This window comes from Arthrobacter humicola (assembly GCF_022803015.1).
Classification (GTDB): domain Bacteria; phylum Actinomycetota; class Actinomycetes; order Actinomycetales; family Micrococcaceae; genus Arthrobacter; species Arthrobacter humicola_A.
The window spans coordinates 156,651-168,907 of the sequence record NZ_JAFKON010000009.1 but is presented as its reverse complement, the minus strand read 5'-3'; the positions used below and the strand labels follow the sequence as shown (position 1 = coordinate 168,907).

12 protein-coding genes are annotated in these 12,257 nt (G+C 67.0%); 9 read left to right on the top strand and 3 right to left on the bottom strand.

Features of this window, described 5'->3' with window-relative positions:
- Together ARTB_RS17305 and ARTB_RS17300 are read left to right on the top strand one after the other, a co-directional pair.
- A partial coding sequence (locus tag ARTB_RS17305; protein ID WP_243181634.1) for an L-serine ammonia-lyase, iron-sulfur-dependent, subunit alpha occupies window positions 1-536 on the top strand: 536 nt, incomplete at its 5' end.
- Window positions 537-778: 242 nt separating this feature from the next.
- Window positions 779-1,885, top strand: a complete 1,107-nt coding sequence (locus ARTB_RS17300) for an IS110 family transposase (RefSeq protein WP_243181633.1) — start codon at window positions 779-781, stop codon at window positions 1,883-1,885.
- Window positions 1,886-2,184: 299 nt separating this feature from the next.
- Here the strand turns inward: ARTB_RS17300 and ARTB_RS17295 are convergent, their stop codons facing one another.
- Window positions 2,185-2,754 carry a TspO/MBR family protein gene (locus ARTB_RS17295; RefSeq protein WP_243181632.1) on the bottom strand — a complete coding sequence of 190 codons (570 nt, stop codon included), beginning with the start codon at window positions 2,752-2,754 and terminating at the stop codon, window positions 2,185-2,187.
- Window positions 2,755-2,868: 114 nt separating this feature from the next.
- Between ARTB_RS17295 and ARTB_RS17290 the strand changes: the two genes are divergently transcribed.
- Together ARTB_RS17290 and ARTB_RS17285 are read left to right on the top strand one after the other, a co-directional pair.
- Window positions 2,869-3,942: a lipid II:glycine glycyltransferase FemX gene (locus ARTB_RS17290; RefSeq protein WP_243181631.1), complete on the top strand. Its 1,074-nt coding sequence runs from the start codon at window positions 2,869-2,871 to the stop codon at window positions 3,940-3,942.
- A gap of 48 nt (window positions 3,943-3,990) precedes the next feature.
- Window positions 3,991-5,487 carry a threonine/serine ThrE exporter family protein gene (locus ARTB_RS17285; protein ID WP_243181630.1) on the top strand — a complete coding sequence of 499 codons (1,497 nt, stop codon included), beginning with the start codon at window positions 3,991-3,993 and terminating at the stop codon, window positions 5,485-5,487.
- A gap of 180 nt (window positions 5,488-5,667) precedes the next feature.
- Here the strand turns inward: ARTB_RS17285 and ARTB_RS17280 are convergent, their stop codons facing one another.
- Window positions 5,668-6,507, bottom strand: a complete 840-nt coding sequence (locus tag ARTB_RS17280; RefSeq protein WP_028276959.1) for a siderophore-interacting protein — start codon at window positions 6,505-6,507, stop codon at window positions 5,668-5,670.
- A 51-nt stretch (window positions 6,508-6,558) separates the two neighbouring features.
- Window positions 6,559-7,365 (bottom strand): uracil-DNA glycosylase, encoded by an 807-nt coding sequence (locus ARTB_RS17275; protein ID WP_243181629.1) that lies wholly within the window; start codon window positions 7,363-7,365, stop codon window positions 6,559-6,561.
- 203 nt (window positions 7,366-7,568) lie between these two features.
- Here ARTB_RS17275 and ARTB_RS17270 point away from each other — a divergent pair, with 203 nt between their 5' ends.
- The 5 genes from ARTB_RS17270 to groL all read left to right on the top strand — a co-directional run bounded on the left by ARTB_RS17270 (window position 7,569) and on the right by groL (window position 12,182).
- A complete protein-coding gene (locus tag ARTB_RS17270; protein ID WP_230008022.1) occupies window positions 7,569-7,832 on the top strand; it encodes a DUF3263 domain-containing protein in 264 nt (87 codons plus the stop codon).
- A 93-nt stretch (window positions 7,833-7,925) separates the two neighbouring features.
- Window positions 7,926-8,561, top strand: coding sequence for a LytR C-terminal domain-containing protein (locus ARTB_RS17265; protein ID WP_243181628.1), 636 nt, complete (start codon window positions 7,926-7,928; stop codon window positions 8,559-8,561).
- A gap of 158 nt (window positions 8,562-8,719) precedes the next feature.
- Window positions 8,720-8,923, top strand: coding sequence for a cold-shock protein (locus ARTB_RS17260; RefSeq protein ID WP_028276955.1), 204 nt, complete (start codon window positions 8,720-8,722; stop codon window positions 8,921-8,923).
- Between the two features lie 65 nt (window positions 8,924-8,988).
- Entirely contained in the window at window positions 8,989-10,143 is a 1,155-nt protein-coding gene (locus ARTB_RS17255; protein ID WP_308197251.1) for an ABC transporter substrate-binding protein, read from the top strand.
- A gap of 401 nt (window positions 10,144-10,544) precedes the next feature.
- Window positions 10,545-12,182, top strand: coding sequence for a chaperonin GroEL (gene groL / locus ARTB_RS17250; protein ID WP_243181627.1), 1,638 nt, complete (start codon window positions 10,545-10,547; stop codon window positions 12,180-12,182).
- Window positions 12,183-12,257 lie beyond the last annotated feature (75 nt).

Genomic DNA, 12,257 nt, shown 5'->3' with positions numbered 1-12,257 from the left:
CCCCCACCAACGGCGCCGCCGGGATCATCCCGGCCGTGCTCTACTACGCGCTGCACTTCGTCCCCGGCATGGACCAGGCCACCCAGGCCGACCGGGACGACGTGGTGGTCAAGTTCCTGCTGACCGCGGCCGCGATCGGGGTGCTCTACAAGGAGCAGGCCTCCATCTCCGGCGCGGAAGTCGGCTGCCAGGGCGAGGTGGGCTCCGCGTCCTCGATGGCCGCCGCCGGCCTGGCCGAAGTCATGGGCGGCACACCGGCGCAGGTGGAAAACGCCGCGGAAATCGCGATGGAACACAACCTGGGCCTGACCTGCGATCCGATCGGCGGGCTCGTGCAGGTCCCGTGCATCGAACGCAACGCGATCGCCGCCGCGAAAGCCATCAACGCCGCCAAAATGGCCCTCTGGGGCGACGGCACCCACCGGGTCTCCCTCGACGAAGTCATCGTGACCATGCGCGAGACCGGCAAGGACATGTCCTCCAAATACAAGGAAACCGCAATGGGCGGCCTCGCCGTCAACGTCGTGGAGTGCTAGGAAGCTGACCGCCGCCGGCAGGGGCTGCCGTGGCGCTGGCCGGCGGCTCCGGCTGTGCAACTTACAACTAGCGCCTGCAGCTGTGCAGGCCCTAGACAATATGAAGTGTGGTGGTTGCCTGAAGTAGGACTGGAACCCCGGGTTCAAAGAGATTCGTGGATTGCCGGCCCACGGTCTGTTCCGCATTCTGGTGCGGGGTGTGGACTGGTAGAGCCACATTTGAACGTCTGGAGGTTCCAGTCATGAATAAGCGTACTTACATCGGTTTGGATGTGCATGCGCGCCGCGTGAAGGGCTGCGCGATTGACCACGAAACCGGCGAAATTCTGCGCCAGAGCCTGGCCGCCAACGATGCCGGGATCGCCGAGTGGGTAGCCCGGTTACCAAGCCCGGTCCTGGTTGTCTATGAAGCAGGACCCACCGGATTCGGTCTTGCCCGGCTTCTGAATGCGGCAGGGATTGAATGCGTGGTCGCGGCGCCGTCGAAGCTCCAGCGCCCTCCCGGAGACCGGGTGAAAACCGATGCCCGGGATGCCGAACATCTCGCCCGGCTGGCCCTGCTCGGGCAAATCACCCCGGTGCGGGTCCCGGGCCCTTCCCAGGAGGCCGCCCGGGATCTGGTGCGTGCCCGCGAGGACGTGCGGGCGGATCTGATGAGAGCACGGCACCGGGTCTCCAAGCTTCTGCTGCGCCACGGCCTGGTCTACTCCGGCGGCCAGGCCTGGACCGACGCCCACCACACCTGGCTGCACCGGCAACATTTCGATGACCCTGCCCTGCAAGCCGCATACGAGGCCGGCCTGGAGATGGCGGAACTGACGCTGGACCGCAGAAATCGTTTGGATGCGAAGATCACCGCGATGGCGGCAACGGAACCGTATGCCCCGGTGGTGCGGGCCCTGATGTGCCTGCGCGGTGTCTCGGTGCTGACCGCTTTCGGGCTCGCGGTGGAGATCGGCGACTGGAACCGCTTCACCGGCTCCACCATCGGCGCGTATCTGGGCCTGGTCCCCTCGGAGCATTCCTCGGGTGCGTCCCGGTCCCAGGGCGCGATCACCAAGACCGGGAACACCCATGCCCGCCGTCTGCTGGTCGAGGCCGCCTGGCACCACCGCCGCCCGTACAACAATGCCAGTCGTGACATGCGCTCCCGCTGGGATGCAGCCGACGAAGCGTCCCGGGTCCGCGGCCACCAGGGAAACCACCGGCTGCACCACAAGTGGGAACAGTTCGAAACCCGTCACAAACGCCGGGTCATCGCCAACGTCGCCATCGCCCGGGAACTGGCCGGCTGGTGCTGGTCCCTGGCAGCCCCCGTCCAAAAGGAACACCCATGGACGGATGACTAGACGTACCGTTCCCGGCCCCGACCCCAAGGCCCGGCAGCGTGGAGGAGACCCGCGACACAACTATGGACAACCGGCTAACACCGGTGACGCCCGACATTCCTAGACCAGCGGCACCCCTCCAGCCGAACACCTCGTCCTGCGGTAACCAACCCGCGCATATCAGCCAGACAGCGCTCCCTCGTCGAACATGACGCGCCAGCCAACCGGACGACGCCGAAGAACGGATACGAAAAGAGCGGTCCAAGACAAACCAGCCCTGGACCGCTCACCCTTGCCCTATTGACAAGAACACCTACATATCAGTTGTGCAGTGCCGCCCAAAGGTTCAGCGAGGATGCGTACACGATCCACGACAGGTAGGGCAGCATCAGCAGTCCTGCCGTCCGGCTGATCGGTCCGAAGAGCACCACCGTCACGGCCACGGCTACGGCCAAAGCCACGATGATCCCGAACGCGATCCACAGCGCCGGCGTCCCGAGCGCCGGGTACAGGGCGAAGAAGACCGGCGTCCAGAGCAGGTTCAGCCCCAACTGCACGCCGTAGGCTGTCAGGGCCGCTTTGGACCCCGGGGCGCGGCTGCGCCAGACCAGCCACGCCGCGACGGCCATGGCGGCGTACAGGACCGTCCAGACGGGCCCGAAAACCCAGTTCGGCGGGGACCACGGGGCCTTGTCCGCGGTGGCGTACCAGCCGTTGACGTGGTTGGCCGTGGCCAGGCCGCCCAAGGCCGCAACGAACGCAGACGCGCCGAGGAACAGCAGCAGCGCGACCACCTGGGAGAAGCCGCCGCCCGTGCCGCTTCCGGCGCCCTTAGAGTGGCCGCCGGGCGCCCCGGGACGGCCTTCCAGCGGTTGTTGCTGAGCCTGCATGAGACCAGCGTAACCGCCTGACCCGGACCGGCGGCAGGGTGCGGACCGATAGACTTGGGGCTGCATGTCCGCATGCCGCCGAAGCTCGTACCGCAATGATTGGATACCGCACCCTTGCGAGAATTCACTGCCCGTTTTGCCTCTGCCGAAGAGATTGCCAACTGGGATGCCCACGTCACCGCGAACCCCAACGGCGGCAATCTCCTGCAATCGGAAGCCTTCGCCGAGGTCAAACAGCACTTTGGCTGGAAGCCCTTGCACCTGGTGTACGAGTCGGCCGATTACACGAGCTACAACCTGGTCCTGGAGAAGTCCTTTCCGGTCCTCGGCAAGCTCTGGTACCTGATCAAGGGACCCGACGTGGCGTCTGTCGAGGACATCCCCGGGATCGTCGCGGCCAACGCGGACTTCGTCAAAAGGGCCAAGCTGGGCGTCTTCGCGATCAAGATCGAACCGGATGTTGTCTTGTCCGACGACGCCGCGCGGATCCTTGAGGGCGCCGGCCTGGTCAAGACCCACAACCTGCAGCCGAACGACTCCACGGCGCTGCTCGATATTGCGCCCGAGGAAAACCAGCTGCTGCGCAACCTGCATTCCCGGGGCCGCAACGCCGTGCGCCGCGCCATCCGCGAGGGCGTGGAAGTCCACAACGTCGAGCCCACGGAAGAGAACTTCCGGGCCATGTATGCCCTGATGACCACCACGGTGGAAGCCAAGTCCCAGGTCCGGGTGCGCGAGTACGAGTACTACCGCCAGTTCTGGACCAACTTCCTGGCCCGGGACCAGGGCAGGCTGCTCTTCGTGTACGAAAACGGGGTGCCCTCGGTGGGCGCGTTCGTGATCAACTACGGCCGCAAGGGAACGTACAAGGACGGCGGCTCCCTGCAGAAGCGTGGCCAGTACGGTGACTCGCACCTCGTGCAGTGGACCGCGATCAACCAGGTCAAGGACCTCGGCTGCACCGAATACGACTTCTGCGGCACGCCGCCGAGCCACAAGCTCAAGGACACGTCGAACCCGTTCCATGGGCTGGGGCTCTTCAAGACCAGCTTCAGCAAGACCGTGACCGACTTCGTCGGCTGCTATGACCAGGTTCTGAGCCCGCTGAAGTACAAGGCCTGGATGACGGCGGGGGAGCGCGTCGCACGCCAGGTCTACACCCGGCGCACGGGCCAGCAGTTTTACTAAACCGAGCCAAAGACAATCAAGGTCAGCCAGGACAGTGAGGAGGCCGGAATGAACAACGGAACCGACGGCCACCGCAGGCCACCCACGGACGGCCTGCCCCGGACCCAGCCGATGTCGGCCATGCAGGTGCGCCAGAACGCCGCCGCCAAGAGAATGCTGCGCCGCCTGGTCCAGGGCGAAAACCCGCCCACCGCGCCGATGAGCATCGTCGACCGGCTCGCCGGCAGCCCCTACGCCAACCCGATGATTCAGGTTGGCGGGGTGGATGCCGCAGCCCGCAAGACCATCGATTTCGCCCTGAAGCTGGCCGAATCCATGTTCCGGTACGGGGCCGGCGCCCTCGAAGTCGAGACCAGCATCATCGCCATCACCGCCGCGCTTGGCCTCAAGAACATCGAGGTGGACATCACCAACCAGTCGGTGGCCATCAACTACGCACCCAAGGACCAGACGCCCATCTCACTGCTGCGGGTGGTGCGGTCCTGGACCAACAACTACGCGGGCCTCTCGCAAGTGCACCAGCTGGTGACAGACATCGTGGCCGGCGGCGTCGGCCGCGAGGAAGCCGTGCGCCGGCTTGAGGACATCACCCGCAGCGCCAAGCCGTTCCCGCGGTGGATGGTCACCGTGGCCTTCGGCGTGTTCTCTGCCGTTTTCGTCGGTGTCCTGGGCGGCGGACTGGGCGCCTCGGTCGTCGCGTTCCTCTCCAACCTTCTGGTCAGCCTGCTGGCCCGCCAGCTGGGCCGCTGGCGTACGCCGGACTTCTTCATCACTGCCTCGTGTTCGTTCCTGGTGACCATTATCGCCCTGCTGCTGTGGCGCTTCGGCAGCCCGCTGGGAGTGCAGATTGCCCCCGAAATCGTGGTGGTCGGCGGGATCCTGCTGCTCCTGCCGACGGGACGCTTGGTGTCCTCGGTGCAGGATGCGATCAACGGCTTCCCCGTCACGGCGGCCGGACGGTTCCTGTCCACCATGCTGACTTTCGGGGCGCTGGTCGCCGGCATCGCCGTCGGCTTCGTCGTGGGGGACATGACCGGCATGGATCCCATAGATGTCACCAAAACATTCCCGCCCAAGTATGACTTGTGGGTGATCGTCATCCTGATCGCCATTGCGGTGCTGATGATCGGCATCACGGAACAGACCAGCTGGAAGCTGCTGCTGCCGACGGCGGCCGTAGGGGTGGTGGGCTACCTGGTCCTCATCGGCGGCGACGCCCTGGGTATCGGATCCCGCTTCGCCCCGGCCCTCGCTGCCGTGGTGATCGGCCTGCTGGCCCGCGTCGTGGCCCTCCGGATGGGCGCCCCACAGCTGGTGGTGGCCGTTCCCGCTGCGCTGATTCTGCTCCCCGGACTCACTATATTCCGGTCGATGTATGTATTGACCATCGAGGAATCGGAGATTCTCATGGGCGCCGGCGGGATGCTTAACGCCGGGGCCATTGTGCTCGGTGTCGCTGCCGGCATCGTGCTCGGCGACACCCTGGCGCGGCCCCTGACGCGGAGCCTGGCGAGCAACGAACGGCGCAGGGCCCGCCGCCGCTAGATCTTGCGAGGAATGCCCGTAGGCTCCCCTAAGGCGCCGGGTTTCCCCACGTTTGCCGGGACGCGACGGCGTGTCTGCCCGCCGCGCCGGCGTGTCCCGGCGTCGTGGTGGCAAAGGTGGGGAAACTCCGCAGCGCCAAATCTCGCTCTGCTAGATCTTGCGCCGTCAGATCTTGCGCCGTTAGATCTTGCCGATGGGGAGCTTCTTCTCCGCCTGGAAGTCGTCCTCCACCCGGCCCTTGGCCCAGTAGCCCGAGAGGGACACTTGGGCCCGCTCCAGCCCGCGCTGCACGTAGAACACGTCCCGGAGGCCCTTCATGTAGCCCCGCTCGCCGTGGGCAAAGACCTGCACGCGGCCCTCGGGCCACTCGGCGTCGCGCACCGCCGTGACCAGCAGTTCGCTCTCACCGGCGGGGGCGCCGCCGCGCAGCAGCCAGCGCAGCTCGACGCCGGCCGGCCCGGCGATGGCCTGGACGTCGGCGTCGCTGTCCACTTCGAGCAGGGCGAGGCCGCGGGCATCCTCCGGCAGGGATTCGATCGCCGCGCCGATGGCCGGCAACGCTGATTCATCGCCGGCAAACAGGTACCAGTCCGCGGCCGGATCCGGGTTGTACCCGCCGCCGGGGCCGGTGAAAGTCAGTCGATCGCCGGGCTGGGCCGAAGCCGCCCAGGGGCCGGCGAGCCCCTCGTCGCCGTGGATCACAAAGTCAATGGCCAGTTCCTGCGCCGCCGGGTCCACCCAGCGGACCGTGTAGGTCCGGGTGTGCGGCCACTGACTGCGCGGCATGGTTTCCCGGATGGCCCACAAATCCAGCGGATCCGGGTATTCGACGCCGGGTTGCGGAAAGACGATCTTGACGTACCGGTCCACATAGTCGTTGTTGACGAACCCGGCGAAGCCAGGGCCCCCGGCGATGATCCGGACCATGTGCGGGGAGAGCTGCTCCCTGCGCAGGACCGTCAGATCGGTCTGGGGGCGCGAGTTCCGGGTGGCGGTGGTGGCTGCGGGGACGGATGTCATGCAGCTAAGCCTAACCAAGAACCCCCGGCGGGAGCTTTGCGCGGAGGCCTGTTACGGCAACGGCGGAAGCTCCCAGTCGACCGTCCCGTTGCCTTGTTCCAGCAGCAGGGCGTTGGCCCGGCTGAAGGGCCGGGACCCGAAGAAGCCGCGCGAGGCCGATAGCGGGCTGGGGTGGGCGCTGGCGATCACGGCGGCGGACCCCAGCAGCGGCCGCACGGACTCGGCATCCTTCCCCCACAGGATCGCCACCAGGGGGGCATGGCCCGCACCGGATACGGACGAGCGGCCGGCGACGGCCCGGATGGCCGCCGCCGTCACAGCCTCCCAGCCCTTGTTCCGGTGCGAGCCCGCCGCGCCGGCACGGACGCTGAGCACCCTGTTGAGCAGCAGTACGCCTTGGTCCGCCCAGTGGCTGAGGTCCCCGTGGACGCGCGGGGGGAAGCCGAGATCGGCCTGAAGTTCCTTGTAGATGTTTGCCAGGCTGCGGGGGATCGGCCGGGTGGCGCCGTCCACGGCGAAGGACAACCCCACGGCGTGCCCCGGCGTCGGATACGGGTCCTGGCCTACCACCAGCACGCGGACGCCGGCCAGGGGCTGCCGGAAAGCCCGCAGCAGGTTTGCCGGCGAGGGCAGTACGCCGTGCCCGGCGGCCACTTCGCCCGCGACAAAGGCGAGGGCTTCGCGCAACTGGGCCTCCACCGGCGCCAGCGGCTCCGCCCAGTCCGGAGCAACCAGCGCGTCCAGCGGTCGGCGGGCCAGGTCCGCGAAGCTGAGGGTGTCCGCGGCTGCGGGCTCCAGCTCGAACAGCGCGTCGGGTTCACTGGCGGGGTCAGACTCGGCATCAAACACAGCACCCATTCTTCCCCAGCTGCGGCCCGTTTCTGCGCCCTCCCGAATGACAACCCTGTCATTCGGCCGTAGCATGGGGACTGACTTTTTACCGGATCCAGCCAGGTTTTTTGGAATCAGCCAGGGAGTGTGTCGTGGCCGAAACAGCGCAAGAGCACGTGCTCGCGGGGGATTCTGCTGTCTTCCCAACCGCCGGCGCGGGTGCGGACGGGGTGTCGGCGGAGTCTGCGCTGAGCGCCCGCGACCAGCAGATGCTGTCCTTGGAGCGGCAGTGGTGGAAGTACGCCGGGGCCAAGGAACAGGCCATCCGTGAGCTGTTCGATCTGTCCGCCACGCACTACTACCAGATCCTCAATGCCCTCATCGATACCGAGGATGCGCTGGCCCACGATCCCATGCTGGTCAAGAGATTGCGTAGACTACGTACATCACGCCAACGTGCCCGCACTGCCCGTCGTCTGGGAACAGATTCGTAAAGTCGCGTCACGAGCAGCCGGATGCGCACGTCCTGTTGCGTCCGTTCCGGCCTCGGGCACCCCGTATGAAATCAGCAAGGACGTCGTTTTACCATGACCAAATACGCTCGGGATGAATTTGATCGGGTCCCGGAGACCTCTGCCCGGCAGGGAGTCCACCGGGCCGTCGCGGCATCGCGGCGGCGGAGCCTGGCGCCGATCCTGGCGGCCGGCTGCGTAGCCCTGGCCATCGGCCTGGTGGCCTTCCTAATCCTGCCGAAGCTCGGCTTCTCCGCAGGCCAGGCCGCGGCCGTGACCGCCGGTGGCAGCCCGTCCGCATCTGCCAGCAGCAGCCCGTCCGCCACGAGCACCGTGAGCCCCGGTCCCACGCCGACGAGCCCGGAGCCGGCCGGCACGGACGCCGCCGCGCCGGCGGCTTCGCCGTCAGCTACGCCGAGCGCCACAGCCGCCGCTGTCGACAAGACGCAGCCGGTGACGATCTACAACGCGACCACCACCGCCGGCCTCGCCACCCGCGTCGGCGGCACCGTCACCTCCGACGGCTGGGTCCTGGGCGAGACAGGCAACTGGGGCGGTGTCCCGCAACAGACGTCGGTGATCTTCTACAGCGGCGTCGAGCAGAAGGACAATGCGGAGGCACTCGGAGCCCTCCTCGGCGTGGACACCCTCGTGGACTCTGCCGAGTTCAACATGCCCCTTGTAGTCGTGCTCGGCCCCGGCTACCAGTAGCCAATCCGGTTACGCCTCAATAACTATTAGGCGGCGGCCCTGCCCGCCGCCGGCGTTCCTGGGGGACGCTGTGGGTACAGTATCTGCGGATTTCTCTTCGCAGTCCGCGGCGCACATCGAGGTGGGCCGCACGCAAGCTAGCTGAAAGTGTGGACACCATGGCACTGGGAACCGTCAAATGGTTCAACGCCGAAAAGGGCTACGGCTTCATCTCCGTGGACGGTTCCGAGAACGACGTCTTCGTGCACTGGTCCGCGATCGTCGGGGAAGGCTACCGCGCCCTGGACGAGGGCCAGCGGGTGGAACTGGAAGTCGGCGAGGGCGAAAAGGGCCCGCAGGCCGAAAGTGTCCGGCCCGCCTAGTGGTACTGGCTGCCGTCACGAACGCCCCAAGGAACGCGGCCGGGCGCCGCGGAGGACATTTGCCGTTGGGCCGCGCCCTGGCGGCGGGCACAGTAGCGGCCCTGGCCCTGACGGGCTGCCTGGGCCCCGCGGGCAGCGCCCGCGTGACCAGCGCGGACGCCAGCGGTGACGGCACCCTGCGCATCGGCCTGATCCTGGACAACACCGGCAAGCAGAACTTCCTCAACGCTTCCGAGCTCGCGGCGGCCAAACTTGCCGTCAAGGAGATCAACGCTGCCGGTGGGCACAAAGGCAAACCGGTGGAGCTGCTGCCGGAAACCATCAGCACGGACACCGCCGCCCAGGCGAAAGCGCTGGTTGCCGCCAAGGCCGACGTCGTGATCGGCCCGACCGATTCCAGCCGTGCCCCGGCCGCCATCGACGTGCTGGCCAACGCCAAGGTAGCCGTGATCTCCCCGGCAAACACCGCCGCCGCGCTCAGCAACTACAAGAGCGGCGGCTACTATTTCCGCACCTCGGCCGCCGACATCGCCCAGGCCTCCGTCCTCGCCAAACTGGTCAAAGACGGAGGCGCCAGGACCCTGGCGGTGCTGCATGAGGAAGGCGACTACGGCAAAGACGTCGCCGCCGCCGTCGGCGGTGCGGCGAAACAGTCCGGACTGGAAGTGGTGGCGGACGCGGAGTTCACCCCCGGCCAGGCGCAGCAGGCTGTCGCCGCCGCTAAGGCCGCCAACCCCGACGCCGTCATCCTGGTCTCGCGCGACGGCGCACAGGGCGCCATCGCCGAGGTGAACAACGCCGGCCTCGCCGGCAAGAAGCTGGTCCTCAGCGACGGAGCAGTCAGCAAGTACGGCGCTGGCCTGGGCGCCCGGGCGCTCGAGGGTGCACGCGGGATCCTGCCCGGCGTGTTTCCCTCCGCCGCCTTCCAGGCGGACCTCGTGGCCGTTGATCCCGGGCTGAAGGACATGGTGTTCGCCGCCGAGACGTACGACGCCGTCGTCCTGGTCGCCGTCGCCGCCGCCGCAGCAGAGGACGACGCCGGGACCTCCATCGCAGCGTCCCTCGTCGCGGTCTCCGGCGGAACCCCCGCGGCAGGCGGAACGGGGGCCGGCGGCAGCCAGCCGCCCAGCAAGTCATGCACGAGCTACAAGGACTGCGTCGGCGTCCTCCGGGCAGGCCAGCGGCCCGACTACGACGGCCAGTCCGGACGGATCAATTGATGCCCACGGCGACATCACCGAAGCGAACTACATGGTCTCGACTTACGGCGAGGACAACCTGCCCACTGTGGACGGCACGGAAGCCGCGAGCAGCAGCGGCGGCTGATCGCTCGTAGCGTATTGTGCCCGCGTGGCGGCCGGTTCCGGCCGGCCACTGCTTGCACTCTCCCCGGGGGAGTGCTAATTATTGATTTAGCACTCCAGCGCACTGACTGCTAACACGACGCCCGGTCCGCCCGGCCGCGAAGTGGGGCAGCCGGTCCAGGAGCTAAAGAAACACCTTGCTGGGGTGAGATCCCGGACCCGGCGGCATACAGAGGCCGCGGGGTTGGGATCGTCCGTCGCGGGCACCACAGCGAAGGTTCATTCTTAACGACTGTCCCGAAAGGACTACTGCCGTTATGGCCAAGATCATTGCATTTGATGAAGAGGCACGCCGCGGTCTTGAGCGGGGCCTGAACATCCTCGCCGACGCCGTCAAGGTCACCCTCGGCCCGCGGGGACGCAACGTCGTCCTCGAAAAGAAGTGGGGCGCCCCCACGATCACCAACGATGGTGTTTCCATCGCCAAGGAGATCGAGCTGGACGATCCCTACGAAAAGATCGGCGCCGAGCTGGTCAAGGAAGTTGCCAAGAAGACGGATGACGTCGCAGGCGACGGCACCACCACGGCAACCGTGCTGGCACAGGCCCTGGTCAAGGAAGGCCTGCGCAACGTCGCGGCCGGCGCTGACCCGCTGTCCCTCAAGCGCGGCATCGAGAAGGCTGTTGACGCGGTCACCATCGAGCTCCTGGCCTCCGCCAAGGAAATCGAGACCAAGGAAGAGATCGCCGCCACCGCGTCCATCTCCGCCGGCGACAACGAGATCGGCGCCCTGATCGCCGAAGCCCTCGACAAGGTCGGCAAGGAAGGCGTCATCACCGTCGAGGAGTCGAACACGTTCGGCCTCGAGCTGGAGCTGACCGAAGGCATGCGCTTCGACAAGGGCTACATCTCCGCCTACTTCGTCACCGACGCCGAGCGCCAGGAAACGGTCCTTGAGGATCCGTACATCCTGATCGTCAACTCCAAGATCTCCAACGTCAAGGAACTGGTTGCTGTCCTGGAAAAGGTCATGCAGTCCAACAAGCCGCTGCTGATCATTGCCGAAGACATCGAGGGCGAGGCCCTGGCCACCCTGATCGTCAACAAGATCCGTGGCACCTTCAAGTCCGTCGCCGTCAAGGCTCCGGGCTTCGGCGACCGCCGCAAGGCGCAGCTGGCCGACATCGCCATCCTCACCGGTGGCCAGGTCATCTCCGAGGAAGTCGGCCTCAAGCTTGAGACCGCCGGACTCGAACTCCTTGGCAAGGCCCGCAAGGTTGTTGTCACCAAGGACGAGACCACCATCGTCGAGGGTGCAGGCGACGCCGACCAGATCGCCGGCCGCGTGTCCCAGATCCGCGCCGAGATCGAGAACTCCGATTCCGACTACGACCGCGAGAAGCTGCAGGAGCGCCTGGCCAAGCTGGCCGGCGGCGTTGCAGTCATCAAGGCCGGCGCCGCAACCGAGGTCGAGCTCAAGGAACGCAAGCACCGCATTGAGGACGCCGTCCGCAACGCCAAGGCTGCTGTCGAAGAGGGCATCGTCGCCGGCGGTGGCGTTGCCCTGATCCAGGCCGGCGCCAAGGCATTCGCGAACCTGCAGCTCTCCGGTGACGAAGCAACGGGAGCGAACATCGTCCGCGTTGCCATCGACGCCCCGCTGAAGCAGATCGCCTTCAACGCCGGCCTCGAGCCCGGCGTCGTCGTGGACAAGGTCCGCGGCCTGCCCGCAGGCCACGGCCTCAACGCCGCCACCGGCGAGTACGTCGACCTGCTGGCCGCCGGCATCAACGACCCGGTCAAGGTAACCCGCTCTGCCCTGCAGAACGCGGCTTCCATCGCCGGCCTGTTCCTCACCACCGAGGCCGTTGTAGCCGACAAGCCCGAGAAGGGTGGCACCCCGATGGGCGGCGGCGACGACATGGGCGGCATGGGCGGCATGGGCGGTTTCTAACCACCCGCGCCAGCCATCACCGGCTGTTCGACGACGGCGGTCCCACCTTCGGGTGGGGCCGCCGTCGCCGGTTAA